This window comes from Micromonospora sp. NPDC004704, from assembly GCF_053601675.1.
Genome location: NZ_JBSGCD010000004.1, coordinates 377,690 through 402,269, shown reverse-complemented (window position 1 = coordinate 402,269; position 24,580 = coordinate 377,690). Strand labels below are relative to the sequence as shown.

Annotated in this window: 28 protein-coding genes; 14 read left to right on the top strand and 14 right to left on the bottom strand. The window is 68.9% G+C overall.

Annotated elements, in window-relative coordinates; all coding sequences use genetic code 11:
* The coding region (locus ACWEFB_RS08150) for a LacI family DNA-binding transcriptional regulator (protein WP_452283441.1) at window positions 1-200 on the bottom strand (200 nt) is incomplete at its 3' end.
* A 114-nt stretch (window positions 201-314) separates the two neighbouring features.
* Between ACWEFB_RS08150 and ACWEFB_RS08145 the strand changes: the two genes are divergently transcribed.
* Entirely contained in the window at window positions 315-1,052 is a 738-nt protein-coding gene (locus tag ACWEFB_RS08145) for a cupin domain-containing protein (RefSeq protein WP_452283439.1), read from the top strand.
* 56 nt (window positions 1,053-1,108) lie between these two features.
* Here ACWEFB_RS08145 and ACWEFB_RS08140 read toward each other — a convergent pair whose 3' ends face one another.
* Both ACWEFB_RS08140 and ACWEFB_RS08135 read right to left on the bottom strand, forming a co-directional pair.
* Entirely contained in the window at window positions 1,109-1,345 is a 237-nt protein-coding gene (locus ACWEFB_RS08140) for a hypothetical protein (protein WP_452283437.1), read from the bottom strand.
* Window positions 1,346-1,425: 80 nt separating this feature from the next.
* Window positions 1,426-2,094, bottom strand: a complete 669-nt coding sequence (locus ACWEFB_RS08135) for an NADPH-dependent F420 reductase (RefSeq protein ID WP_452283435.1) — start codon at window positions 2,092-2,094, stop codon at window positions 1,426-1,428.
* 268 nt (window positions 2,095-2,362) lie between these two features.
* Between ACWEFB_RS08135 and ACWEFB_RS08130 the strand changes: the two genes are divergently transcribed.
* The 5 genes from ACWEFB_RS08130 to ACWEFB_RS08110 all read left to right on the top strand — a co-directional run bounded on the left by ACWEFB_RS08130 (window position 2,363) and on the right by ACWEFB_RS08110 (window position 10,033).
* Window positions 2,363-3,331 (top strand): ABC transporter permease, encoded by a 969-nt coding sequence (locus ACWEFB_RS08130; RefSeq protein ID WP_452283433.1) that lies wholly within the window; start codon window positions 2,363-2,365, stop codon window positions 3,329-3,331.
* A gap of 64 nt (window positions 3,332-3,395) precedes the next feature.
* The gene (locus ACWEFB_RS08125) at window positions 3,396-4,400 is read left to right on the top strand and encodes an ABC transporter substrate-binding protein (protein WP_452283431.1); all 1,005 of its coding nucleotides are present in this window, start codon (window positions 3,396-3,398) and stop codon (window positions 4,398-4,400) included.
* 7 nt (window positions 4,401-4,407) lie between these two features.
* Window positions 4,408-5,205 carry an ABC transporter ATP-binding protein gene (locus ACWEFB_RS08120; protein WP_452283429.1) on the top strand — a complete coding sequence of 266 codons (798 nt, stop codon included), beginning with the start codon at window positions 4,408-4,410 and terminating at the stop codon, window positions 5,203-5,205.
* 116 nt (window positions 5,206-5,321) lie between these two features.
* On the top strand, window positions 5,322-6,407 hold the full coding sequence (locus ACWEFB_RS08115) for a hypothetical protein (RefSeq protein ID WP_452283427.1): 1,086 nt from the start codon (window positions 5,322-5,324) through the stop codon (window positions 6,405-6,407).
* 176 nt (window positions 6,408-6,583) lie between these two features.
* The gene (locus ACWEFB_RS08110; RefSeq protein ID WP_452283425.1) at window positions 6,584-10,033 is read left to right on the top strand and encodes a ThuA domain-containing protein; all 3,450 of its coding nucleotides are present in this window, start codon (window positions 6,584-6,586) and stop codon (window positions 10,031-10,033) included.
* A 73-nt stretch (window positions 10,034-10,106) separates the two neighbouring features.
* On the opposite strand, the gene ACWEFB_RS08105 is transcribed toward ACWEFB_RS08110, so the two are convergent.
* Together ACWEFB_RS08105 and ACWEFB_RS08100 are read right to left on the bottom strand one after the other, a co-directional pair.
* Window positions 10,107-10,493: a hypothetical protein gene (locus tag ACWEFB_RS08105; protein ID WP_452283423.1), complete on the bottom strand. Its 387-nt coding sequence runs from the start codon at window positions 10,491-10,493 to the stop codon at window positions 10,107-10,109.
* The gene (locus ACWEFB_RS08100; RefSeq protein WP_326559680.1) at window positions 10,490-10,750 is read right to left on the bottom strand and encodes a ribbon-helix-helix domain-containing protein; all 261 of its coding nucleotides are present in this window, start codon (window positions 10,748-10,750) and stop codon (window positions 10,490-10,492) included. Before ACWEFB_RS08100 ends, ACWEFB_RS08105 begins: the two co-directional genes overlap by 4 nt.
* A gap of 270 nt (window positions 10,751-11,020) precedes the next feature.
* On the opposite strand from ACWEFB_RS08100, the gene ACWEFB_RS08095 reads away from it, so the two are divergent.
* Window positions 11,021-11,971 carry an NAD-dependent epimerase/dehydratase family protein gene (locus ACWEFB_RS08095; RefSeq protein ID WP_452283421.1) on the top strand — a complete coding sequence of 317 codons (951 nt, stop codon included), beginning with the start codon at window positions 11,021-11,023 and terminating at the stop codon, window positions 11,969-11,971.
* A gap of 22 nt (window positions 11,972-11,993) precedes the next feature.
* Here ACWEFB_RS08095 and ACWEFB_RS08090 read toward each other — a convergent pair whose 3' ends face one another.
* Together ACWEFB_RS08090 and ACWEFB_RS08085 are read right to left on the bottom strand one after the other, a co-directional pair.
* Complete coding sequence (locus ACWEFB_RS08090) at window positions 11,994-12,950, bottom strand: GNAT family N-acetyltransferase (protein ID WP_452283419.1); 957 nt, start codon at window positions 12,948-12,950, stop codon at window positions 11,994-11,996.
* Complete coding sequence (locus ACWEFB_RS08085) at window positions 12,947-13,558, bottom strand: dihydrofolate reductase family protein (RefSeq protein ID WP_452283417.1); 612 nt, start codon at window positions 13,556-13,558, stop codon at window positions 12,947-12,949. The genes ACWEFB_RS08090 and ACWEFB_RS08085 overlap by 4 nt, the downstream gene beginning before the upstream one ends.
* Before the next feature lie 131 nt (window positions 13,559-13,689).
* Here ACWEFB_RS08085 and ACWEFB_RS08080 point away from each other — a divergent pair, with 131 nt between their 5' ends.
* From ACWEFB_RS08080 to ACWEFB_RS08070, 3 genes are read left to right on the top strand one after another with little or no spacing between them, the layout of a single operon-like run.
* Window positions 13,690-14,598 (top strand): LysR family transcriptional regulator, encoded by a 909-nt coding sequence (locus ACWEFB_RS08080; protein WP_452283415.1) that lies wholly within the window; start codon window positions 13,690-13,692, stop codon window positions 14,596-14,598.
* A gap of 10 nt (window positions 14,599-14,608) precedes the next feature.
* A complete protein-coding gene (locus tag ACWEFB_RS08075; RefSeq protein WP_452283413.1) occupies window positions 14,609-15,892 on the top strand; it encodes a lipopolysaccharide biosynthesis protein in 1,284 nt (427 codons plus the stop codon).
* Window positions 15,882-16,775, top strand: a complete 894-nt coding sequence (locus ACWEFB_RS08070; protein ID WP_452283411.1) for a phosphotransferase family protein — start codon at window positions 15,882-15,884, stop codon at window positions 16,773-16,775. The genes ACWEFB_RS08075 and ACWEFB_RS08070 overlap by 11 nt, the downstream gene beginning before the upstream one ends.
* 17 nt (window positions 16,776-16,792) lie before the next feature.
* Here ACWEFB_RS08070 and ACWEFB_RS08065 read toward each other — a convergent pair whose 3' ends face one another.
* Together ACWEFB_RS08065 and ACWEFB_RS08060 are read right to left on the bottom strand one after the other, a co-directional pair.
* A complete protein-coding gene (locus ACWEFB_RS08065) occupies window positions 16,793-17,173 on the bottom strand; it encodes an integrase (RefSeq protein WP_452283409.1) in 381 nt (126 codons plus the stop codon).
* Between the two features lie 121 nt (window positions 17,174-17,294).
* On the bottom strand, window positions 17,295-17,489 hold the full coding sequence (locus ACWEFB_RS08060; RefSeq protein ID WP_452283407.1) for a hypothetical protein: 195 nt from the start codon (window positions 17,487-17,489) through the stop codon (window positions 17,295-17,297).
* 128 nt (window positions 17,490-17,617) lie between these two features.
* Here ACWEFB_RS08060 and ACWEFB_RS08055 point away from each other — a divergent pair, with 128 nt between their 5' ends.
* Complete coding sequence (locus ACWEFB_RS08055) at window positions 17,618-18,028, top strand: Imm1 family immunity protein (RefSeq protein ID WP_452283405.1); 411 nt, start codon at window positions 17,618-17,620, stop codon at window positions 18,026-18,028.
* A gap of 2 nt (window positions 18,029-18,030) precedes the next feature.
* Here ACWEFB_RS08055 and ACWEFB_RS08050 read toward each other — a convergent pair whose 3' ends face one another.
* The 4 genes from ACWEFB_RS08050 to ACWEFB_RS08035 all read right to left on the bottom strand — a co-directional run bounded on the left by ACWEFB_RS08050 (window position 18,031) and on the right by ACWEFB_RS08035 (window position 20,801).
* The gene (locus ACWEFB_RS08050) at window positions 18,031-18,216 is read right to left on the bottom strand and encodes a hypothetical protein (RefSeq protein ID WP_452283403.1); all 186 of its coding nucleotides are present in this window, start codon (window positions 18,214-18,216) and stop codon (window positions 18,031-18,033) included.
* A 14-nt stretch (window positions 18,217-18,230) separates the two neighbouring features.
* Complete coding sequence (locus ACWEFB_RS08045) at window positions 18,231-18,434, bottom strand: hypothetical protein (protein WP_326559691.1); 204 nt, start codon at window positions 18,432-18,434, stop codon at window positions 18,231-18,233.
* Window positions 18,431-18,715, bottom strand: a complete 285-nt coding sequence (locus ACWEFB_RS08040) for a hypothetical protein (protein ID WP_452283401.1) — start codon at window positions 18,713-18,715, stop codon at window positions 18,431-18,433. Before ACWEFB_RS08040 ends, ACWEFB_RS08045 begins: the two co-directional genes overlap by 4 nt.
* A 901-nt stretch (window positions 18,716-19,616) precedes the next feature.
* Entirely contained in the window at window positions 19,617-20,801 is a 1,185-nt protein-coding gene (locus tag ACWEFB_RS08035; RefSeq protein WP_452283399.1) for a helix-turn-helix domain-containing protein, read from the bottom strand.
* A 956-nt stretch (window positions 20,802-21,757) separates the two neighbouring features.
* On the opposite strand from ACWEFB_RS08035, the gene ACWEFB_RS08030 reads away from it, so the two are divergent.
* Both ACWEFB_RS08030 and ACWEFB_RS08025 read left to right on the top strand, forming a co-directional pair.
* Window positions 21,758-21,997 (top strand): hypothetical protein, encoded by a 240-nt coding sequence (locus ACWEFB_RS08030; protein WP_452283397.1) that lies wholly within the window; start codon window positions 21,758-21,760, stop codon window positions 21,995-21,997.
* A 220-nt stretch (window positions 21,998-22,217) separates the two neighbouring features.
* Complete coding sequence (locus tag ACWEFB_RS08025; protein ID WP_452283395.1) at window positions 22,218-22,769, top strand: hypothetical protein; 552 nt, start codon at window positions 22,218-22,220, stop codon at window positions 22,767-22,769.
* Between the two features lie 116 nt (window positions 22,770-22,885).
* Here ACWEFB_RS08025 and ACWEFB_RS08020 read toward each other — a convergent pair whose 3' ends face one another.
* Window positions 22,886-23,821, bottom strand: a complete 936-nt coding sequence (locus tag ACWEFB_RS08020; RefSeq protein WP_452283393.1) for a LysR family transcriptional regulator — start codon at window positions 23,819-23,821, stop codon at window positions 22,886-22,888.
* A gap of 72 nt (window positions 23,822-23,893) precedes the next feature.
* On the opposite strand from ACWEFB_RS08020, the gene ACWEFB_RS08015 reads away from it, so the two are divergent.
* Window positions 23,894-24,580 (top strand): succinate dehydrogenase cytochrome b subunit, encoded by a 687-nt coding sequence (locus ACWEFB_RS08015; RefSeq protein WP_452283391.1) that lies wholly within the window; start codon window positions 23,894-23,896, stop codon window positions 24,578-24,580.

The following is a 24,580-nucleotide window of genomic DNA, read 5'->3' as shown; positions in this document are numbered from 1 at the left end:
ACGATGACGCCGACGGCGGAGCGGTGGTTGCGGGCGAGTAGTTGGGCGTGCGCGTTCGGGACGTACTGGAGTTCCTCGACCGCCGCCAACACCCGGTCGCGCAGTTCCGGGGCGACCCGGCGGGAACTGCGGCTGACGATCCGGGACACGGTCGCCGGAGACACCCCGGCGAGCCGGGCCACGTCGGCGAGTGTGGTCATCGGCGGCCTCCGTCCGGACCAGCCCCGGCACGCGTACGCGTTGACGCTCGTCAACGCCGGAGACTAGCGTCAGACGGGCCGCAGGAAAACCCTTTCCCATGAACGGTGGTCCCCATGACCGGCCAGTCCGCCACGTATCCCCTGCCCCTGCCCGGTGGAGTCGGTGTCTCCCGGCTGTGCGTGTACGACACCGTCGCACCGGACGGCGCGGTCGGCGGTACGCCACACCTGCACCTGTGCTGCGCCGAGGCGTACGTGGTGGCGGCAGGTTCGGGACTCGTGCAGACCCTGACCCTGGACGGGTACGCCGAGACGCCGCTGCGCCCGGGTGCGGTGGTCTGGTTCGCCCCGGGGACGATCCACCGCCTGGTCAACCACGGCGGGCTGGAGATCGTCGTGCTGATGCAGAACAGCGGGCTGCCGGAGGCCGGGGACGCCGTACTGACCCTGCCCCCGGAGGTGCTCGCCGACCCGGCCCGGTACGCCGCCGCCGTGGCCCTACCCGGAGGCGGTGCGCCCGGCGGTGACCCGGCTGCCGCGTACCGCCGCCGTGACCTGGCGGTGCGCGGCTTCGAGGCGCTCCGCGACAGCGCGACCGGCGGCGACCTCGCGCCCCTGCGGGAGTTCCACGCCGCCGCGATCCGGCTGGTCCAGCCGCAGCTCGACGCCTGGCGGGGGCGCTGGCGCGACGGTGCGTTACGGGCGGCCGAGCAGACCGGTCGGCAGTTGGACTCGCTCGCCCGGGGTGAGGCGCCGCACCTGGCGGACGCCGCCGTGTACGCGTTCGCCGAGCCGCGCGAGCAGGGGCGCCAGGGCATGTGCGGGCTGTTGAACACGTACCCGGTGCACTGAGTCGGGGTGTGGTTCCCACCCCGCTCTTGCCGGGGAGCGGGGTGGGAAGACACGTCTCAGGCGGATCGTCGCCGACGACCGGAGGCCGCCCGGTCCTGGAAGTGGCGCAGGTAGACGCGCAGTTTCACCGGCTCCCGCCGGTAGAGCACCAGTAGGCGCCGCCGGATGACCGGGCAGGGCCACTCCCTGCGGCAGTCCACGCAGCGCCACCGCTCGTCGTTACGGTGTACGGCGGTCAGGTCGTCGCTCTCGCCGCAGGTGTGGGTAACGTCCACAGTCGACGGACTCGTCATCCACTGTCACCTCCCGATGCCCATATCAACATCGGGACGGGGGCGGGCGACGCACCCGAGGTGCGTCGCCCACAACGGAATCAGGCGAGCAGGGCGCGGAGCGCGTCGGCGTCGAAGGGTACGCCCGACACCGCCCAGAAGTCGGCCCTGCCACCGGCGTACCCGCCGCCGTACGCCTTGCTGCCGGCCTGGAAGCGGCGGCCCTCGGCGAGCGGGCCGGCGTCGACGGTGTCATAACCGATCGCGTCGAGGAACGCGGTCACGGCCGCCTTCGCCGCCGGGTCGTCACCGGCGATGGCCAGCGCGCTGCGGTCGACGGCGCCCACCGGCCGGCCCAGGTCCCGCAGGTGCGGGTAGTAGATGTTGTTGAAGGCCTTCACCACCCTGGCCCCCGGCAGGTGCTGTTGCAGCAGCTCACTGCTGGTGGTGGAGTCGTTGTCCAGTTCCGGGAACTTCCCGTCGCGTTCGGGGTAGTAGTTGTTCGTGTCGATCACTACCTTGCCCGCCAGCGGCTCGACCGGCACGCTGCGGTAGGCCTTCAGCGGGATGGTGACCACCACCAGGTCCCCGGCCTCGGCCGCCTCGGCGGGCGTCGCGGCACGGGCCGCCGGGCCGAGTTCGTCGACGAGTTCCCGGAGCGTCTCCGGCCCGCGCGAGTTGCTCAGCACCACGTCGTAGCCGGCGTCGATCGCCAGCCGGGCCAGGGTGCCGCCGATCTGTCCGCTGCCGATAAGTCCAACAGTTGTCATGCCTTGGCCCAACCCCGGCCCTGGCTGCGGCATTCCCCCAGTGGGCGTGTCCCGTCCGTCACTCCCGGTACCGGAGCCGGCACGCCACTTGACCATCGATAACGGTCGCATCGATGATCGTTATGGGAAAGGCCTTGCCCAAACCGGGACAAGCCTTCTACTGTCCCGAGAAAGCGCTTGCCCGCCCCGAGCGCCAGCACCGCCCGTACACCCCCACACCGCCCTGGTACAGCCCGACGGGACACCCGACCACCGAGGAGGAGTGCCCGTGTCCGACCGCACCGTGGACGACGGCATCGATGTGGCCGCCCCCGTCCGACAGACCGGCGACACCGCCGGGGCCGGCACCGACCCGCCCCCGGCGGCCGAGCGCCCGGCCGGATCCGCCGCCCGTACCGGCGCGTTGTCCCCGCCGGAACACCGTCCCCGCGCCCGCCGCAGCCTCGGCAGCCGGGTCGGTCGGCTGGCCGACGCGCTCTGGCGCCCCGCCCTGCTGCTGGCCGGGCTGTTCGCCGTCTGGTGGTTCGTCGCCGACCGCGAGTACGTGGCGAACTACCTGGTCCCGACGCCGGGTCAGGTCTGGACCACGATGGTCGACCAGTGGTCGTTCCTGCTCCGCAACACCTACGTCACGCTCTACGAGACGGTCATCGGGTTCGTCCTGGCCGCCCTGCTCGGGCTCGGTACCGCGATCCTGATCGCCTACTCCCCCACCATGGAGAAGGCGCTCTACCCGATCGTGCTCTTCGCCCAGGTCATCCCCAAGATCGCGATCGCCCCGCTGCTGGTGGTCTGGTTCGGGGTCGGCTTCACCCCGAAGATCGTGCTGGCCGTACTGATCGCGTTCTTCCCGGTGGTGATCTCCGGCGTGGCCGGGCTGCGGTCGACCGACCCGGAGCTGATCGACCTCGCCGCCACCATGGGCGCCGGACCGTGGAAGACGTTCCGCCGGATCCGCTTCCCGAACGCCCTGCCGCACCTGATGTCCGGTCTCAAGGTGGCGGTGACGCTGGCCGTGGTCGGCGCCGTGGTCGGTGAGTTCGTCGGCGCCGACGAGGGCCTCGGGTACGTGCTGCTGCTGGCCAACGGGAACCTCGACTCGGCCCTGCTCTTCGCCGACCTGTTCCTGATGTCGCTGATCGGCATCGTGCTCTTCCTCGTTGTCGAGGTGGCCGAGGCACTGCTCATCCCCTGGCACGCCAGCCGCCGGTCCGCCGTACCGCTCACCACGTCCTGATCCCGGCCCACGGACACCACCCACCACCGCACCGTCCCGCGACCCACACAGGAGGCGCACCACCATGAGACGTCTCGCGTTCACCGCCGCCGCGTTCCTGCTGCTCGGATCGGTAGCCGCCTGCGGCGGTGCCGACGACGACCAGCCCACCACCGCCGACGGCCGAAAGCAGGTCACGCTCACCCTGAACTGGGTCCCGTACGGCGAGCACGCGCCGTTCTACTACGGGCTGAAGAACGGCTTCTACGAGGCCGAGGGGATCGAGCTGGAGATCAAGCCCGGCGGCGGGTCGGGCAAGACCATCCAGGCGGTGGCCCAGCAGCAGACCGACTTCGGCTGGGCCGACACCCCGCCGATGCTCAAGGCGATCGCCACCGGCATGAAGGTGAAGAGCGTCGGGGTGTTCCTCCAGAAGGGACCAACCTCGATCGAGTTCCTTGCTGACAAGGGGATCAGCAAGCCGGCCGACCTCAAGGGCAAGACCGTCGGCGGCACGCCGGGCGACGCCATCTACGCCACCTTCCCGGCCTGGCTCAAGGCGAACGGGCTGGCCGAGAACGACGTCAAGGTGGTCAACCTGGACGCCGCCGGCAAGGTCGCGGCGCTGGCCGAGGGTCGGGTCGACGCGATCCAGGGCTTCTTCCACGACCAGGCCCCGACGATCGAGGCGAAGACCGGCAAGAAGGTCGACTACCTGCTCTACGCCGACTGGGGCATGAACATGCTCGGCACCGGTGTGGTGGTCAACGAGGCCACCCTGAGCAAGGACCCGGAGCTGGTCAAGGCGTTCGTCCGGGCCACCCAGAAGTCCTGGGCCGAGGCGGCGAAGGACGTCCCGGCGGCCACCGACGCGATGGTGGAGGTGGCGGAGAACGAGCCGGCCAAGGACGTACTGGTCAAGCAGCTCACGCTGGCCGTACCGCTGCTGGAGCTGACCGGGGGCGCGCCCGGGGTGAACCCGCCGGCGAAGTGGACCGAGACGATCGACCTGATGACCCGGTACGCCGAACTCAAGGACGTCGGTGGGCCGGAGAAGTACTGGGACAGCAGCTACACCAGCCAGGGATGAGCCGAGGATGACCAGCGCACCGAGCACCACCGCCACCGGCACCGCGGTCGAGCTGACCGGGCTGACCGTACGGTTCCGGTCCAAGCGGTCGCAGACCACGGCGGTCGAGGACGTGACCCTGCGGGCGGAGCCCGGTGAGTTCGTCACCATCGTCGGCCCCTCCGGCTGCGGCAAGTCCACCCTGCTCAAGATCGTGGCCGGGTTGGTCCGGCCGACCAGCGGGTCGGTCTCGCTGCTCGGGCGGCCGGTCACCAAGCCGCAGCGGGACATCGGGTTCGTGTTCCAACGTGCGGCCCTGCTGGAGTGGCGCGGCGCCCGCCGCAACATCCTGCTGCAGGCCGAGATGCGCGGGCTGGACCGCAGGCAGGCCGCCCGCCGGGCCGACGAGCTGATCGAGCTGACCGGGCTCACCGGGTTCGAGGACGCCCTGCCGCACGAACTCTCCGGCGGCATGCAGCAACGGGTGGCGCTGTGCCGGGCGTTGCTGCACCAGCCCAGGGTGCTGTTGATGGACGAGCCGTTCGGTGCGCTCGACGCCCTGACCCGCGAGCAGCTCAACACCGAGCTGAACCGGATCTGGCGGGAGACCGGGACCACGATCCTGCTGGTCACCCACTCCATCGCCGAGGCGGTCTTCCTCGGCACCCGGGTCGAGGTGATGAGCCCCAGACCCGGCCGGATCGTCCGTACGCTGCCGGTCGACCTACCGGCCGAACGCAACTACGCGGCGGTGATGTCCGACCCACGGTTCGACCGGCTGTCGACCGAGATCCGGGAACTGCTGGGGGCGGGAGCCAACCACTGATCGCGCCGCTGGGCGGGCAGTCCGCCCAACTCGACCCGCCCCGGCGGTGGACCGCCGCCGCCGGGGCCTGGCTGGGGCTGGGTGCCGCCCCGGCCGCCCTCATCCTGGGCGCGGGCATGGCCGACCGGCACCACGGGGCGGTGCCCGTACTGGCGTTCGTGGGTGGGGCGGCGCTGATGGCGTTGCTGCTGTTCGGGCAGGGCGCCCTCGGGGTCCGGCCGCCCTACGGGGAGGGCGGGACGCTGACCGAGGTGGCGCCGCGTTACCTGCCGCCGGCCGGGCGGACCGTACTGAGCGTGGTGCTCGGGGTCGCCATGATCGGCTGGTTCGGCTTCAACGTCGGGTTGGGCGGGGCGTCGCTGTCCACGGTGCTCCGGCTGCCCGGACCGGTCGGTGCGCTGCTGCTCGCGGGGGCGGTGATGGCGGTGTCGTACGCCTCGCCCCGGCTGGGCAACCGGATCGCGGTGGCCACCACGCTGGCCGCCCTCGGCCTGGTCGCGGTCTGCGTGGCCCAACTGCGCCCGGCGTCCGCGCCGGTCACCCTGGCGGCCGGCGGCTGGTCCACCGCCGCCGACGTCGCCGCCATGACCGGGTACGTCTCCGTGTTCGCGCTGCGCGCCCCGGACTTCAGCCGGGGGCTGGCCAGCCGGCGTGATCTGGGCTGGTGTGTCCTGCTGCTGGTGTTGCCGGCGGTGGCGGTCGGGGTGGCCGGGGCGGGCGTGTGGCTGCGTACCGGCTCGACCGACGTGGTGGCGGTGCTGGCCGGCACCTCCGGCGTGGCCGCGTACGGCAATCTTTTTGTCACCGCCGCGGTCTTCGCACCGGCGCTGACCACGACGTACTCCGGTGCCCTGGCGTTGCGCGGCGGTTGGCCGGCGCTGTCGTCGACGGCCGGGATGCTCATCGTCGCGGTGCCCGGCGCGGTGCTCGCCGCCGCCCGGTTCGACCGGCTGCTGCTGCCCTGGCTGGCGGTGCTCGCCGCGACGCTGCCACCGCTGATCGTGCCGATGGCCACCGAGGCGTGGCGGCGGCGACGGGGGCGCCCGCCGAGGACGGTGCCGGTCTGGACCTGGCTACCGGCGGGCCTGGTCGCGACCGGGCTGACCGCCGCCGGGCTGACGATCGCGGCGGTCACCGGGTTGGCGATCGCGGCCCTGGCCACCGCCGTGCACGTGGGCGCCGGCCGACCCCGAAGGCCATGATCGATTACCGCAATGCCAGAAAGGGCTTTCCCGTTTCTTTGCCGGTCCGTGAAAACGTCCGGACCCAACGCCCGACCTTCACACATTGACCATTTCGGATTGGTTACGTACGCTTGATCCGTCGGCGGCAGGAAAGCGCTTTCCATTTATCCGTCCCTATTACCGGGAGCGCCTGCATGAGACGCTTACGATCCATCCCGATCGCCCTGCTCGCGATCACGGCCCTCGTCCTGACCATTGCCCCGGCTCCCGCATCGGCAGCGGCCCGGTTCCGGGTACTGGTCTTCTCGAAGACCACGAACTTCTACCACGACTCGATCCCGGCCGGTGTCGCCGCGATCCAGCAACTCGGTCTCACCCACGACTTCGAGGTCGAGGCGACCACCGACGCGGCCGCGTTCACCGACGCCAACCTGGCCCGGTTCGACGCCCTGGTCTTCAACAACACCAACTCCACCCCGGAGGCCGGTAACCTGCTCAACGCCGCCCAGCGGACCGCCTTCCAGAACTTCGTCCGGCAGGGCGGCGGCTGGGTCGGGCTGCACGCGGCGACCGCGAGCGAGCGCGACTGGACCTGGTACGAGGGCCTGGTCGGCACCATCTTCGACTACCACCCGGACTTCAGCTCCACCGGTGGCGTCTTCCCCGGTCGGATCAAGGTGCTGGACAAGGCGCACCCCTCCACCGCGTCCCTACCGGAACTCTGGGAACGCAGCGAGGAATGGTACAACTGGCGGACCAACCCGACCGGCAAGGTGCACACCCTCGCCCAGATCAAGGTCCGCGACGGGATCAACGGGTTGGACGAAGGCGTCGACCACGCCTATTCCTGGTGCCAGAACTATGACGGCGGTCGATCCTGGTACACCGCCGGCGGGCACACCTCGTCGTCGTTCAGCGAGCCGCACTTCCTCAATCACCTGCGCGGCGGCATCGAATGGGCGGCCGGTGCGGTGCCCGGCGACTGTGGCGCCACCAAGGCCAGCAACTTCCAGCGGGTGCCCCTGGTCAGCGCCGATCTGGCCGACCCGTTCGAACTGGCCGTGGCTGCGGACCGGCGGGTGTTCTACATCCAGCGCACCGGCGCGGTGAAGGTGATCAACCAGAGCACGCTCGGCGTCACCACCCTGGTCGACTTCGCCTACACCCCGGCGCAGACCAGCCAGTCCGACGGGTTGATCGGGATGACCCTGGACAACAACTTCGCCACCAACAACTGGATCTACCTGCTCTGGTCGGACAAGACGCTCAACCAGCTCAACCTGTCCAGGTTCACGGTCACCGGCAACTCGATCGCCCTGACCAGCGAGAAACGGCTGCTCGTCATCCCCACGTACCGGGGTGAGGGGCGGGCGAACTCGCACATGGGCGGCTCGCTGACCATGGACCGCCAGGGCAACCTGTACGCGGCCACCGGCGACAACACCGACCCGTTCGACTCCAGCGGCTTCACCCCGATCGACGAGCGCAGCGGGCGCCGGGCCTGGGACGCGCAGGCCACCGCCGGTAACACCAACGACCTGCGGGGCAAGATCCTGCGGATCAAGCCGCAGGCCGACGGTACGTACACCGTGCCGGCCGGCAACCTGTTCGCGCCCGGGACCGCCCGTACCCGGTCCGAGATCTACGCGATGGGCATGCGCAACCCGTTCCGGATCACCGTCGATCCGATCACGAACGCGGTGCTGGTCGCCGACTACGGCCCGGACGCGACGGCGGCGAACCCGAACCGGGGCCCCGAGGGCACGGTCGAGTTCAATCGGATCACCTCCGCCGGCAACTACGGCTGGCCGTACTGCGTCGGCAACAACATCCCGTTCAACGACTACAACTTCGCCACCTCGACCTCGGGGGCGAAGTTCAACTGCTCCGCGTTGGTCAACAACTCGCCGAACAACACCGGCCTGACCAACCTGCCGGCCGCCCGCTCGGCGCTGGTCTGGTACGCGTACTCGGCGTCGGCGCAGTTCCCGGAGGTCGGCACCGGTGGCGGTGGACCGATGGGCGGCCCGTCGTACGACTTCGACCCGGCCAACACCCGCACCACCAAGTTCCCGCAGTACTACGAGGGCAAGTGGATCGTCTACGAGCTGACCCGCAAGTGGTTCAAGACGCTCTCCACGCACACCACCGCGCAGACGTTCAGCAACTCCCGGTTCGGTCCGACCGCCGTCGGCGACCTCCAGTCGATCAACGGCGTACTCGGTGACTTCTCCTGGATCCAGCCCTTCGACGCCGAGTTCGGGCCGGACGGTTCGCTCTATGTGATCGACTTCGGGGCCGGTACCGGCAGCGGCCGGGGCGGCACCAACGAGGGCGCCGGCATCTACCGGATCGACTACGTGGCCAGCGGCCGACCGCCGGTGGCGAAGGCGAGCGTCAACCGGGACAGCGGCCCGGCCCCGCTGACCGTCAACTTCTCCAGCTCGGGTTCGGCGTCGGGCGACGGAAACCCGATCAGCTACGCCTGGGACTTCGACGGCAACGGCAGCACCGACTCCACCGCCGCCAACCCGACGTACACGTACACCAACCGGGGCAAGTTCACGGCCAGGCTGACGGTCACCGGCACGGCCGGCACCACCGCGGTGGCCACCACCGAGGTCACGGTCGGCAACACCCGACCGGTGGTCACCCTGAGCGTGCCGAACGGCGGCTTCTTCGAGTTCGGGGACCGGGTGCCGTACACCGTGACGGTCACCGACCCGGAGGAGGGCACGATCGACTGCTCGCGGGTGATCGTGCAGACCCAGCTCGGGCACGACTCGCACGCCCACCCGCTGGACAACTACACCGGTTGCTCCGGGGTGGCGGTCACCGACAGCAGCGCCGGTGACGGGCACGGTCCGGGCCAGAACCTGTTCACCCTGCTCACCGCCCAGTACACCGACGGCGGCGCGACCGGCGGGGTGCCGGCACTGGTCGGCTCGACCCTGGTCGAGTTGCAGGTGAAGCCCAAGGAGGCCGAGCACTTCGACGGCGCCCACGCCGGCATCCAGGTGCTCGACCGGGCGACCGCAAGGGCCGGCAAGCGCCTCGGCGACATCGACCACAACGAGTGGGTCAGCTACGGTCCGGTGAACCTCCAGGGAATCAGCTCGGTGACCGTCGGGGCCAGCTCCGGCAGCACCGGCGGAAACATCGAGTTCCGGTCCGGTTCACCGACCGGGCAGCTGCTCGGCACGGCCACCATCCCCAGCACCGGCGGTTGGGACAACGTCATCTCCCCCACCGTCAACCTGACCAACCCCGGCGGGACCATCAACCTCTACGCCGTCTTCGTCAACCCGGCCCAGGTCGGCGGCACGCCGGACCTGATGTCCGTGGACTGGTTGCGGTTCAACGGGGCCGGCGTCAAACAGGAGAGCGGTACGACGGTGAGCGTCGCCGCCACCCCCACCTCGGGGACGGCACCTCGGACGGTCGCGTTCACCGGTAACGTCGTTGTCGCCCCCGGTCGGACCATCACCGACTATGCCTGGGACTTCGGCAACAACGCCGCGGTGGTCCACACCGCCAACGCCAGTCACACCTTCACCCGCAAGGGCAGCTACACCGCCCGGTTCACCGTGACCGACAGCAGCGGCGCCACCACATCGGCGCAGGTTGTCATCACCGTCACCTGACGCACTCCGGTCGTGACGCCGGATCGGCACGGGGCAACCCGTCGAGATCCGGCGTCACGACCGCTGACGGTGATCAGATGGGGATGACGGGGAGCTGATCGACGTCGTCCCCGTACGCCTTCGGTTCCGCCGTGAGGACGTAGGCGGTGTGTGCGGCGGCGTCGGCCATGGCGGCGGCGAGGTCGACGCGTCCGAGGATGCGGGTCCATTCGACGAGGACGCGCCACTCGTCGTCAGGGGTGGTGGTGACAACCGCACAGACATGTTGGCTGAGCAGCAGCAGTCGCGGTGTCTGGTCGTCATCGGCGAGCCGGCTGGCCTCGGCCAGGCACACGGCGGGGATGGCGAACCGTCCGCGTTCGTCGACCACCTCGGCGATCGTTTCGCCGACCGCGATCGAGGTACGGGCGTAGGCGAGGATGGCCGAGGTGTCCAACACCAGTCGGATTGCCCGGGTCACGACGTTGTCCGGCCTACCTTGCGCACCTTGTCCCATCCAGCGGCGGTCATCCTGCCTCGGGCGCTCTCAAGTCGCTCCCGGGCCTCACGGCGGCCCTCCTCGGTGAGGTGGAAGCCGTGTGTTGCCAGCAGGCTGGTCGTCTGCTCACGATCCATCCGCTCCCGGACAGCCTCGGCCACGAAGGCGGAGGCGTTCTGCTCTGCTTCGAGGCGCGCTGCGACATCGTCCGGAAGGCTTACCGTCACACGCTGGGTCATACTCGAAGCGTACCTTGTTCATACCCTGGCTGAACAGGGAAAACGGTCCCCGATGCGCCGCGAGCCGTCGGCCTCCCTTGATCGTCAGACGCCCAGTGGCCCGACACGGGGAAGCCGCGCTGCCGTGCATCTGATCATCGTGGCGGGGTCGACGAGTAGCAGCCCATCGACCCTCCTGCCGGGTGCGCGGGGTGGAGGGAGCCGTGATTTTCGCTCGCTTCGCGTGACCGAGGCTTGACAAACAGTCGGGTTGAGAGTGGACGATCAAGCGTGAGAATTCTTGTGGTGGGTGGAAGTGGCCTGATCGGTGCCCATGTCGTGGACGTGCTGCGCGAGCGGGGCCACGCTGTGACAACGGTGGCGCGTACCGCCCGTCCGGGTGTTGACCACCTACTCGATCTTGAGTCCGCCTCGATCGACGACCTGCGACCGCTGCTCGCCGGACACGACGGTGTCGTGTACGCCACCCGCTCGGACGAGCAGCGGCCGTTGCCCAAGCCGATTCATCCGGCATTCCGTCGGGACATCGTCGAGCCCGTGGTACGCCTGTTCACCGCGGCCCGCCTCGAAGGTCTCAGCCGTGGCGTGATCATGGGCTCGTACTACACCTACTTCGATCGGCTGCACCCGCAGTGGCGCCTCGCGGACCGCCACACGTACGTCCGATGCCGCCTGGAGCAGGCCCTGGAGGGACGAGCCGCCGCCGGACCGGACCTGCCGGTTGCCGTACTCGAACTGCCCTTCATCTTCGGTCGGGCCGGCGACCGGCTGCCGAACTGGGCCGGTCCGCTCGACCGTTGGGCAAAGTCCCGTTCGCCGCTGGTCGCTCCCGTCGGCGGGAGTGCGGCGGCGTCGGCGCGCAGCGTGGCCGAGATCGCGGTCGACGCCCTGGAGCAGGCCAGCGGTGCGGACATTCCGGTCGCCGACGAGAACCTCACCTGGAACGACATGATCGCGCGGATCGCCGAAGCGGTCGGTCGACCCCGCCGGGTCGGTCGCCTGCCCGCCGGAGCCGTACGGGCGTTCCTGCGATTCGGCGGCCGGTTGCAGGCCCTCGGCGGCAAGGAATCGGGCATCAACCCCAGCTACTTCGGCGACCTGCTGACCACCGAGCTGTTCATCGAGCCGACGACCGGCCGGTCGCTGGATCCGGCGCTGCGCGAGACCTTCACCGATCCGGCATCGACCACGCAGCATGTTCAGGTGCCGCCGCCGGCGTGATGGCGTACTTGACGTGGCCGACTCAGCGCCAGGCCAAGTTGATGGCGCGCTCGAAGTTGACGTAGCCCGCGCGGGCGAAGGCGTTTGCCATGGGGGTGTTGCCCAGGTCGGTGGCGGCGCGGATGCGCGGAACGTTCTCGCCCGCCAGGATGCGGGTGCCTTCGGCGAGGACGCCGTGGACATAGCCGTGGCCGCGGTGTTCCGGAACCACCCCGAGATAGGCGATCACCGGGTGGTAGGCGTTGCGGGCCGGGATGACGAACCCAACCGGCTCGCCGTCCTCACCCAGCGTGGCGATGCGCCACCACCCTCGGGGGCTGGAGTAGGTCGCGAGTTCCTGCTCGTAGTGCTTGACAGCGGTCTCGTGGGCGGACATCCGCGCCAGGTCCGTGCGGCTGTGCGCATCCAGGGTGCCGTCCAGAGCGCGGGTCATCAGCGCGATGAGCTGGCCGGGCTCGCCGACCGGGCGGAAGGCCAGGCGTTGGTCGGGCGCGGGCAGCGCCGTGCCGGGGCGCCATTCGAGGCGCAGTCGTTCGACTGTCAGGCTGGCGCCGTGGTTCTCCAAGGCGGCCATCCGGGATCGCACCGCCCGGTACGCGGCCGGGTCCTCGCGCCAGTCCGCCGGGATGTAGCGGCCATATTCGGGCGGGACAGCGCCGGGCGGTACGACCTGGGCCGCCGCCGTCGCGTAGAGCGCGCTCGCCACCCCGGTCAGGTCCTCGCCGTCGTCGTCGATGTCGAGGATGTCCAGCAGCAGCGGGGTAGGGTCGCCGGCGCGCCCCCACCAGGCGACCCTGGCCAGCAGGCGTTCACCGCGCAGGGCCATCCACATCCACTCGGGTCGGCGGCGGTGTTCGGCGAGGTCGTCGGCGAGCTCGTGGTTGATGGTGTACGGCAGACGGTTGAACAAAGCGATCTCGTCCGGCCCGTGGATGGGGCGGATCGTCACGTCGCCGATGGTTGCGCCGCCGATGGTCATGCTTGCTCCGGTCCGGCCTGCTTGCGGGCGTAGGTGAGGAAGAGCGCGCCGCTGTCCAGCACGGTGTGGTCGGTCAGCTGCCATGTGCGCGGCACGAAGACGGCCTCGCGGCCGAACAGTGGGACGCCGGCACCGACGGTCAACGGGGCGAGCTTCACGATCAGCTGATCGATCTCGGAATACAGGGCGCCGGCCAGGGCACCGCCGCCGATCACCCAGATGTCCTTGCCCTTGTGCCGCTTCAGCTCCCGTACGGTCGCGATCGGATCCCCGGAGATGATCTCGACGGCCGGGTCCGGACTCGGGGCAAGCGTGCGTGAGAACACCAGGTGGCGCAGGTGAGGGTAGGCGTCGGTCACACCTGCCTTCAGTCCCACCTCGTAGGAGTGACGCCCCTCCAGGACGGTGTCGAAGCGGGCGCCCTCGGCGACGATGCCGAACGCCTCCCGGGCCGGGCCGGGCAGCGTCTCCGGGTACTCGGCGAGGAGGTGGTGCAGGTAGTCGTCCGGGATCGGCCAGAATCCGCCGGGGCCGGTGGGGTCCGCGCCGTCGGGACCGGCGATGAAGCCGTCCACGGTGGCAGCGATGTAGTACACGAGCTTACGCACGAACTTCTCCTCGCCTGGGTGCCGGGCGGTGTTCCCCGACGCCCACCAGCCTGGGCGCACGTGTCCCGGTCTACAAGGTCACCATTGGTACCGTGCCATAACAAATCGCTAATCCACGGAACGGGGCGGCAGTGGAACTTCGGGACATCGAGATCTTCCTGACGCTGGCCGAGGAGCTGCACTTCACCCGAACCGCCGAACGGCTCCACGTAACTCAGGCTCGGGTCAGTCAGGCGATCAAGAAGCAGGAACGCCGCGTCGGTGCCGCCCTGTTCGAGCGCAACAACCGCCACGTGACGCTGACACCGATCGGTCGACAGCTCTTCGACGACCTCCGGCCCATGTACCGGGGCCTGCACCAGGGCATGGAACGGGCCAGACTCGCCGCCCGCGGCAAGACCGGCGTGCTGGGGGTGGGCTCCATCGCCGTCAACCTTCATGACTTCCGCTCACTGTTCGACGCGTTCGCGCAGGAGCACCCCGCATGCGAGGTACAGCTACGACATGTCGACTTCGGCGACCCCTTCGGCCGGCTGCGAGCCGGGGAGATCGACATGCAGATCGTCTGGCTCCCCGTCAAGGAACCCGATCTCACCGTGGGGCCGGTGATCTACACCGAACCCATCATGCTGGCCGTCGCGGCGACCCACGCCCTGGCCGGCCGCGAATCGATCTCGTACGACGATTTGGCAGACCAGACTGTCATGGCAGGGGCCCGACCCGACTACTGGCGGGAGGTCCTGGTACCACTCAGAACCCCCAGCGGGCATCTGATCAGGATCGGCCCGTCCGTCTCCAACTTCCAGGAGATGATCCCGATCCTCGTCACCGGGGAAGCCGTCTCACCCGTGCACGCCCACGCCGCCCGCTACTACTCCCGGCCAGACATCGCCTATGTGCCCATCCGCGATGCCCCGCCGGCCCGATGGGCACTCATCTGGCGCGCCGGCGCCGAGACCGAGCTCATCCGAGCGTTCGCCCGCACCGCACACCACCTCAACCTCGTCGACCGGTCATCCCCCGGGATCGGCGCTGCGTAGAGTACGGATCGTGCGAACCACGGCCGGCGTGGCGGTACACGACGCCGACGCCAACACCATTCGCCCCACGGAACCGGAGCGCGGCTACCGGGCACTGGCCCGGAACTCGGCGATCGCGGCCGGGGCCGTCATCGCCAACGGACTGCTGAGTGCGGCGATCCTGGCGCTGTGCGCGGCGTTCGGGCAGACGGACGAGATCGCCGCCTACACGGTGATGACGTCGGCCCTGTCGTTCGTACTCATCGTCGCCAGTGGCGGATCGGCCCTGCTGTACCTCAACGGGACCGAGGAGCAGCGAACCCTCGTACGCAGCCAGTGGACGCTGGTGGTCGTACCCGGCATGCTGCTCGGCGCGGTGGTGATCGCCGAGTTCTACGCCCGCCGGGGCTACAGCACGACCGCGCTGGCGGCCGCGGGCGTGGTGACGCTCGGCAACGGCCTCGCCCAGCTCCAGATCGCCGACTTCAGTCGACGGATGCGGTTCCTGGCCACCGCCGTGCTGATGTCCGGCAGCAAGGCGGCGTCGCTGGTCATGGTGCTGTTCGGAGCACCGCTCACCATCGCGCTCGCCACCGCCGGGCTGGCGCAGCTCGTCGTCGGGGAGCTGATCCTCGGCAGAAACGGTTCGCTGCGGCTCGCGCGGTTCCGGGAAATCTCGCTGCGACGTGCCTTCGCGGGATACCGCTCCAGCCGGCATCTCTTCGGCTTCTCCCTCGGCGACCTGTACGTGACACGGCTCGCCACGCTCGTACTGTCGCTGGTCGCGACGCCCGCGGTGATGGGCAGCTACGGGGCGCTCGTCACCGCCTATCAGGCCATCGGTGGCGTCGTACAGTCGGCGTTGCAGGTGCCGATGGTGGCGCGGACCCGCAGCCGGCTGGGTCTCGACGACTCGACGCATCCGGCGCATTTCTCGGTGATGGTCGCACTGGTCTGCGCGATCCCGATGGCGGTGGGCGTCGCGGTGCTCGCGCCCTGGCTCACCGGCACGGTGCTCTCCCTGCCGCATTCGGAGGCTGCCGGCTGGCTGGCCCTGTTCATGCTGGCGCTGCCGTTCATGGCTGTCAGCCGGGCACTGATGTTCGACTGGATCGGGGACGGCGACTACGGCCGGGCGACGATGGCCATGGGCGTACTCGTGGTGCTGTTGACCGTCGCCGTCGCGCTCGGCGTACCCCGGTTCGGCCCGCTCGGCGCGGCCGCCGCCACGGCGGCGGCGGAGGTGTCCGCCCTCGTCGTGATTCTGCTGCTCGCCCGCCGCTTCAGGGGCCTGGGACCGCGCGATGTCGGCTGATTTCACGGCGATGGTGCTCGACAGGTTCGGTGTCGTCGGCCAGGCGTCTGCGGCGCGGATCGAGTCCCGGTCCGGCGCAGGGGTCGGTGCCGTACGCACGCCCGACGGGCAGAACGCCTACCTAAAGGTCACTCCCGCTTCCCTGGGGCGGCGGGCACTGGCAGCAGCTCGGCGGGAACTTGCCTTCTACCGGTACGTGGCACCGGTCGCGCCGTTGCGCACGCCGAGGCTTCTCGATTCGATAGATATCGAGGCCGGCGTGGCTGTGCTCCTTGAGGCGGCCGGCGAGACCCGGGCGGTTGCGTCATGGACTGACGGCATGTGGGCGAATCTTGGTCGGGAGCTTGCCGCCCTGCACAGCATGCCGCTACCGGAGGGCGCGAGTTGGAACCGCCCTGACGCGTTGCACGAGGCCCTGACCGATCCGGATCTGGACGGGATCCACGCGTTCTGGGCCGACGTGCTTCCGCAGCTTGCCGACCTCGTCGCCCGACGCGTCGAACTCGAAGAGCACATGGAAGCACTGCCGCCGGTCTTCGTCCACGGCGACTGCCACACCGACAACATCGTGCACTCCGCCGACTCGCGGGTGTTCTGCGACTGGCAGGCGGCCGGCATCGGACGGGCCGTATCCGACCTGGCCTTCCTCAACGTCCGTGCCACACCCGCCGGGGTGACCGTCCCCCGCGCCCTGATCGACACCTACTTGGACCATCGGCCGTACGAGCGCCACACGTTGCAGCGTGCACTGTTGGCCGAGGAACTCGCGATCCTCGTCTTCCTGTGGCCGCCCTTCGCCGCATTCAACAGCCCGGCGGGAATCAATCGGATCCGCCGGAGAGCGCGCGAGCTAGCCGAGCAGTGGTTCGAAACACTGGCCTGAGAAACCGACGCTGCCCGTCAGGCTCGTTGACGAGCCTCGTAGGCGCGGATCACCTGGGCAGTGGGGTCGGCACTTTCCGGCGTACGCAAACGGTCTGTCAGCAGGAAGCCAGGCAAGGAGAAACCGGCGGCATGCTCGCGCTCGGAGAGTAGGAACGTCCCGCCCCGCAGCTCTGGCTGCCAGCCGTGTTCCAGCCCGTAGCTGATGATCGTCCGTAGGTCGGCGGATGTGGGATAGGAGCCGTCTGTCGCACACATGCTCCACGGTGAGGGCCAGGCGTCCGACAGCAGATCCGCGTCGAGTGCCCGGCTGGTCTTGCCGGCGCCCCAGACTCGAACGCGGATGCACCGGTGGCAGTCACCTGCACCCCGCACGTGATGGATCTTCGCGCGCCACACAAAATTCCGCGCCCCGACTCGTATCCTCCGCAGCCGATTCCGCATGTGAGTCACCCCTCGACGGATCTTGCCCGCTTCCCCGCGCCCCCGCCAACGTATTTGCTGGCGGCGCCGCGACGGATCACTGCGCGGGTGCGACCCAGTACGTCTGCTTGTGGCCACGCCGCTCCATCAGCTCGGCCAGCGCGTCGGCATCCGCACGGGACTCCCGTCGCGCAACCTCGAAGCGGTTCCCGTTGTCGTCCTGGCGCCAGACCACCCACGGCCCTTCCGAAAGCGTCGCCGCAACGTCGTCCTGCTCCTGATCTCCTGACACCACACCTCAATCTTTCACCGGAGCTTCAACCACCGCAGGCCGGCGGGCGAAGCCCCACCGCCAGCGGGACATGATGACGGACAGGTACGGCACTGGCGGACCTACGTCGGCAACGGAAAGGCAATCGCATGAACCTCACGTGGGCCTACGACCGAGGCGACTACCGCGACAGCCACGAGACCGCCGTGACCGACCCCCGCGAGTTGGAGAAGGTCCTCCACGACATTCAGGAGCAACGGGAGCCCGTCGTCGTCACCATCTATGCGGACGCGCCGGTCGACCCGGACGACCTACCGCCCGGCCTACAGATCGGCCTCGGGCACGCCGAGCACGCCTTCGCCGTGCACATCACCGAAGACGGCGGCTACCTCGCCGACCCCCAGGTCAGCCCACCTCCCCGCCCAATCTCCTTCGACGTGGCAGGCGTACCGACGGAGGTCCCGCCGGAGCACCTGACGCTACGGCCCGACAGCGCCGTGTCCGCCGCCCTGAACTTTCTCGCGAGCAACGGCCAGAGCGCCGGGTTCCGTGCCGTCTGACGCTACGGGGGAACCGAGTCCCTGGCTCGAACCGCGATCGCCCAGGACAGTTGGGGGCAGCCTGTTGGGGTGCACTGGCGGCAGGTGCCGGGCTGCCAGGTGTTGCCGCCGGGTTGGTGTTGCTGCCAGGTCAGGTCGGCAGACGTACGGATGACTTCGGGGTTGATCGGCTCCAGGTTCCGAGTCATCGCGGCGGCTCCGGCTAGATCGGGTGTACGCGGTCGTGGGAGCCGTCCGGCTGGACGATCGTGAAGCGCCCCTCGGGTGCCAGGTCGGTCATGAGCGCGGCCAGCCGCAGCGCGAAGTTGATCGCATCGGTGCGGTTGGTGTGAATCGCAGCGAGTTTGGTCAGTGCGGCTTCGGCCGCCGGAGTCAGGTTGACCGTGACCTTGGTAAGTCCGCTCATCGCGTACGCCCTGCCGGAACCCAGCCGATGAAGCGCTCGTAGAGAACGCGGGGGTCGGGTGGTGGTCCGATGGCCGGGTCGATCGTGTAGAGGTCATCGAGCGCTTCGACGAACTGTGAAGCGAGAAACAGGGTCAGGTTGATCGTCTTGTCGCGGTACCCGTTGGTCAGGTCGAGTCGGGCATCGGCGCACGGCCACGGGTAGGCGTCGACCCGGCATATCCAGAGCGGACGCAGCGGCAGATGCAGTGCGGCGGACGGCTTTGCCGCACTCCCCCTCATCCTTCGACCGTCCCGAGTTCGGTCATCGACGGTCACCGCCTGGGCGGCGTACCCGATAACCGATCTGCTGGCCGTAGGTGAGCAACGGCCCGGAGTGCATGGTCGGCGCCGCCGCCCACCCCGGAGCCGGCACCGCGCTACGCCCACACGCGGCCGGCACCGGCACACCCCGCCGCACCGCCCACGGCCACAGGCGACACCACCAACGGCGGAACCTTCCCGTCGGGCGGGTCCGGACAGGCTGCGCGGCACGAGGCCCGTCGGCGCGATGCCGCGGCCGAAGCCGCCCCACGTCCGACTCGGCGTGATTCCGACGTACGCCGTAAAGCCCGCTCACGACCGCTCCTCCTGCTCGGCGGCCAGCATCTCCGGATCAGCCAGACGACTCCGTGCACCCCGAAGCCGCCCACAGTCACCCAGCTCGATGCAGTAATCACACAACCTGCCACCCTCATGCGCGGCGACAACATTGCGCGCCTGCCGCATCAACGCAGGCCACAACGACCGACTAAAGGTGAGACGGATCGGGGTCGACTCGCTCATACCGACCGCCAGTGCGACCCACGGTTCTCCGGCCACCTCACCCGGGTACCGGCCCGCTCGACGGCAACCGGCTCGTCACCCCGTACGGGCTGTGCCTCGGCATCGTCCGGCACGGCCGCCCTCAGGTAACCACCGGACCGACCCCCGTATTGGGTCGCCGGCCCCACCCGATCCGGCTCGCCAGCAGCCCGCACAAACCAACGCCATCGCATCGCGTAATCCCCCTTCGGAATGAGGGACGCGACGATCGATCAGGCTCAAGCGGGAAGGCTGTCGATCGCCGCGTCCGTCACCGAAGGTATGGCGACGATCACTGATGGACAGTCACGCGGCGGGGAACTACCCCGCTGTGGGGTAGTTAGGCGACGCCGATCCGTTCGGCCAGCGGGCGAAGTTCTGGCCTGGTCGTAGGTGTTTCGCGTACGAGGAGTTCTCGCACCAACGCCCGCATGACCAGGTTCAGGTGTGACTCCTCCGGGATCGCCTGGTCCGCCCGCACCAACATGTGCACGGAGGCCAGATCATCGCGCTGGGTCGCGTACCCACGAGCCAGGTGTATGTAGTGCGAGTGCTGACGCTCCCGGCTGGGCGACCGGGTCACGTCGACCCGCTCAGCGATCCGCAGTGCCTCCGCTGGCCGCGACAGTTCCAGCGCGACCGCCCCTCGGTGCACACCGACGTTGATTGGCCCGAAGTAGAGGTGGTGCCACAGCGTCTCGCCGGTCGTGACGGCGGTCCGCTCCGCGAAATCAAGCGCCGCCTCGGCCCGGCGGTCACTACCCAACCGCGCTTCCTGCACCGAAAGCATGAGGTGCAATGCCCCGAGCAGGGCAATCCGCTCCTCATCCTGATCATCGGCCTTCGCCAGGTCAGCGGCAGCATCACGGCAGAGCGCCCCGGACTCCTCCGCATGTCCAGCGGCCGACAGGACGTTGGCCATGTGCCAGGCGGCGGCAGCCCGGTACATCGGATCGTCAGCGTCACCGGCCGCCGCGAGCGCCCGGTCAGCCCCGAGCAACGACACATCCAGAGCACCGATGCGCTTCCCGAACGCCCGCACCAGCATCATCAAGTCAGCGGTCGCCCGCTGCGCCTCCCGACGCTGCTCCCCGTCGACCGCCGCGACGGTCGCGCGAGCCTGGGTGATCAGCTCCGGCAGCACCGAGCCCGTACGCGAATACCGATCCCCCGAGTCGTACCAGGCGTTCCAACCCCACTCGATCGCCCGCCGCAGCCCATCCAGATCAGGCGGACCGTCAAGCCTCGGCGCGTACGCGTGCAGCGCGGCACGCACGGGCGCAACAGTTTCGTGTTCGGCCTGCTCATCGGGGAGGCTGCCCACCGGCAGACCGGTCAGCCGGTAGAGGTCGCGGACCTTGAGGATCCGCGCGATCTCGATCCAGTCACCCAACGAGGTAACCGACCGCTCCCCCGACTCCCACTTACGCCAGGCAGACACCGTCACACCCTTGAGCTGGGCGGCCACCTCCTGGGTCAAGCCGGCTCGCTGGCGATAGAGCTTTATCCGCTGGCCCGGCGTCATACCAACGTCGCTTCCGAGGTCCATGGGATCTCCGCCTCCCGCACGCGGTCGTCTGCCTTGACGGTACTCGCGCCACCCTCGCCCAACGCGGACGGCACCCACAGTGAATCGTTACGAACGTGGCATCGGAAGCGAGGAGCCGGCACATCCTCACTTGCTATCGGCAAGCTCTCCGCGCAGCAGGCTTTCCATACCCGCTGGACTTCGAGTTGATCCCCAGGAACGGTCAGCCCCTCTACCTCATCTTCGGCACAGGAAATCCCCTTGGTGTGAAGAAGATGAAGGACAGTCTCTCGGGCCCCTAACAACGGCACCGGCGTCAAACAGGCGAGCGGTACGACGGTGAGCATCACCGCCGCCCCCACCAGCGGGACGGCACCCCGGGCGGTCATGTTTACGAGCGGTCGCCGCACCCGGCCGCACCCTCACCAACCAATCGTGGGACTTCGACTACAAGGCCGCAGTCGTACACACCGCCAGCGCCAGTCACACCTTCACCCGGCACGGCGCGTACACCGCCCGCCTGACCGGTTACCGACTCCAGCGGCGCCACCACGTCGGCGCAGGTGGTCATCACCGTCACCTGATCCCGCAAGGTCACCGGCACCGCCCAGTTGTAGAGAAAGAGTGGCTATCCATGGCGAGATAGCCACTCTTTCTCTACAACTGTGAGCTAGGGGCGATTCTTCCAGGGGGTGTGACGGCTACTAAGATCTGCCCACTTGGGGCGGGTCATCGTATGCCGATATTTCCGGTAACCAGCCGAGGCTGATCTGGCCGGATGGGCCGATGACGTCAGCAACGCCGCGCAAGGCAGCGCCAGACGTGGGAGTTTGTCGCCGAACGTCCAAGGCCGTCTAACCGAAAGACGATGGTATCGACATCGATGGGAGGCATATCTATATGGGTGCCCTCAGCGGCCCGTTGAGGCGGGGCGACGCGCGAAGGAGCGACAGTTGCCGGATCGACCGTATCGGAACCACAGCAACAAGACACTTCGCGAGATCAGGGCAGTCACGCAGGCATATCGCGACAACACATACAAGCTCTTCGCGGAGGAACGGCGGCACGCGCCCGGCTCGGAGAGCATGCAGACGTTGTCCAAGTCATACGATCACCTGACCAACACGCTGATTCAAATTGAAGCAGAGTTCGATGCTCGCCGCACCGAACGGCGCACGAAGCGGCCGATTTAGGGCCACGCACCACACTTGGCGATCGTTTCTCACCCGCGACTCCAGGGGGTTTCCGCAATGCGCTGCTCGGCATGCAAGGGTTCGACCGCTTGTGAGACATGCAGTGGCTCCGGCTGGAGAGCCGAGGGCACGTCGAATCAAAACAAGTGCTCGGCGTGTAATGGCTCCGGGACGTGCAGGCTGTGCCAGGGCTCGGGGCAAGAGCCGCCTAATGGGTGAGATGTCCACCCCCGCAGCGGCTACAGCGCTCGTGATCGTCATCGCTCTCGGGATCCTTGCAATCACACAGATTGCGACCCGCAGGCCGCAGAAACTTGCGACATCGGGTACCCCGGCGCCACCGACGGGCGATCGAGACTCACGAAACGCTCGATGCCATGCGGAGATTGATCGCCTGGTCGAGACTTTTCTGCATGACGGCCGGCGGGTGCAACCGCAGCACCTGCCGGCACGGATCAAGGCATCATTTCCGCCGCCCGCGCACCGGGAGTGGCGGCATCTGAACATCAATTCCCGCACTGGCTGGATCTATCGAGACTTGACGCCGACGTTCGTCCTCGCCATCGGCAACGACCGGGACTGGGCTTTCGTAGGCACGTACTTTTATCGGAGCGCAGGCAAGGAGCAACCGGAAAGCTGGCCGGTTTCCAAAAGTCAGGGCTTCCAAGACATTAACGACTACGAACTTGGGCACGTTGCTGGCGGGTACGTGAATCCAGAACAGGTGGTGCAGTGCTTCCGCGACGCCATTCGGGCATTCTCGAAGGAATGACCCGACCGCCCGGATGGCTGAACCGCCCGAGGTCGCAGCCCGGGCTTCGCCGACCCGGTCACGCGCCGCGGCGTCACAGATCCATGACACATCGTGATCGGCTGCGGCCGGTGCGACTACAGCGGCTCGACGCCCGGTGGTAGTGCGCCCTGTTCGGCGGCCGTACGCACGTAGTTGAGCAGGATTCCGCGCAGCGCCCGCGCAGCATGCGTCGGTACGGCCTCCCGGCGTCGGGCCAGTGCGATGGTCCGGCGTACGCCGGGAGGGGCGAGTTGGGTGACCCGGATCCGGGGCCGTCGGGCGACCACGATCCCCGGCACCAGAGCCACCCCGAGTCCCGCCTCGACGAAGCTGAGCACGGCGTCCATCTCGCCCCCGTCCACGGCCAGGGTCGGTTCGAAGCCGGCGTCCCGGCACGCCTGGAGGGTGACGTCGCGCAGGTCGTAGCCCTCGCGGAACATGACCAACGGCTGGTCGCGCAGGTCCTGTAGGCGCAGGGTGCCCATCGGGGTGGCCGCCGGCAGCGGGTCGAGGGAGGCGACGACCAGGCTCTCCCGCAGGATCGGTTCGACCCGCAGGGCGGGATCGGGTCCGGGTGCCGGCTGGATGATCAGTGCCAGGTCGAGTTCGCCGCGCAGCAGGTCGCGTACCAGGTCCTGGGAGCCGCCCTCCTGGACCGACAGGTCGACGCCCGGGTGGTTGTCGCGGAACCGGCGCAGGATCTGCGGCGCCAGCGAGGTGACCAGGCTCGGCGTCGCGCCGAGCCGGACCCGACCCCGGCGTACGCCGACCAGCTCCTGTACCTCGCGGCCGGCGGTCTCGACGTCGGCCAGGATTCGCTTCGCCAGGGGCAGTAGCACCTCGCCGGCGGCGGTGAGAGTGATGTTTCCCCTAATCCGGTCGAACAGCGGGGCACCCAGATCAACTTCGAGGGCGTGAATTTGCTTACTCAACGAGGGTTGGCTGATGCCGACATTGTCGGCCGCATGGGTGAAATGCCGGGTTTCGGCGACCGCTACGAAGGACCGTAACTGGTGTAGCTGCACCTGCATAGCCTACCGCTATCGACACTGCGCCCTTGATGCATTGGACGACTAATCACAGCTCCTCCTAGCGTCGTTCAGGTGGCAGTAGAGACGCGTTCGCCGGTCCGTTCGTCGGTCGGCAAGAAGGCAGTGATGGCGGTGACGGGCATCCTCCTGGTGCTCTTCCTCATCGCGCACATGCTCGGCAACCTCAAGATCTTCTTCGGCGCGTCCTCGTTCGACCACTACGCGCACTGGTTGCGGACGATCGGTACGCCCCTGCTGCCCGAGGTCTGGTACCTCTGGCTCCAGCGCGGCGCCCTGACGATCGCCCTGGTGCTGCACATCTGGGCGGCGACCTCGCTCGCCATCGCGGCCCGCAAGGCCCGCCCGGTCCGGTACGCCCACCGCAAGCCCGTACAGGCCAGTTACGCGGCCCGGACGATGCGCTGGGGCGGGGTGCTGATCCTGCTGTTCGTGATCTACCACCTGCTCGATTTGACCACCGGCACGGTCAACCCGATCGGCGACCCGCGCCGGCCGTACGCGAACGTGGTGGCCGACTTCGCCCCGGAACGCTGGTACGTGACGCTGTTCTACACCCTGGCCATCGTCGCGCTCGGCTTCCACCTGCGGCACGGCCTGTTCAGCGCGTTCCGCAGCCTCGGTCAGCAGTCGCCCCGGGGCGAGCGCCGGGCCCGTGCCATCGCCCTCGTCTTCGCCGTCGGGCTCTGCGGCGGCTACCTGCTGGTCCCCTTCGCCGTACTAGCCGGATGGGTGTCATGA